The following is a 350-nucleotide window of genomic DNA, read 5'->3' as shown; positions in this document are numbered from 1 at the left end:
CTTGAAGCCCGATACGGAGTTTTTCAATTCTTGAGAAAGCGCGCTCAGGTTTTCAATGGAGTCAGAAGTTTTGACGACGCTTTCGGTTGTAGTTACTGCCAGTTGGTTGATTTGTGTCATATCTGTCGCAATATTTTCCGCCATGGTGGAAACTTTGCGGGTAGAGTCGGAAACCCTCTCAATCAGCGAGGCTAAAGAGGTGGATACGTCTTCAATTTTGCTCAGTGCGGTACCTGCTTCTTCGGCAATATTGGCGCCGTCCACCACTTCTTTGGTTGAGCGTTCCATTGAGGCAACCGCCGCGTTGGTATCGTTTTGAATGGTTTTTACCAATCCTTCAATCCGCTTGG

Annotated in this window: 1 protein-coding gene; it reads right to left on the bottom strand. The window is 47.7% G+C overall.

The features are described 5' to 3' along the window. A partial coding sequence (locus tag EII23_RS12635; protein ID WP_260424725.1) for a methyl-accepting chemotaxis protein occupies window positions 1–342 on the bottom strand: 342 nt, incomplete at its 3' end. Between the last annotated feature and the right edge of the window lie 8 nt (window positions 343–350).

The sequence above is a fragment of the Desulfovibrio sp. OH1186_COT-070 genome, from assembly GCF_003860215.1.
Classification (GTDB): Bacteria; Desulfobacterota; Desulfovibrionia; order Desulfovibrionales; family Desulfovibrionaceae; genus Desulfovibrio.
The sequence above is the reverse complement of the archived record's forward strand: the minus strand, read 5'-3'. Positions and strand labels throughout refer to the sequence as shown.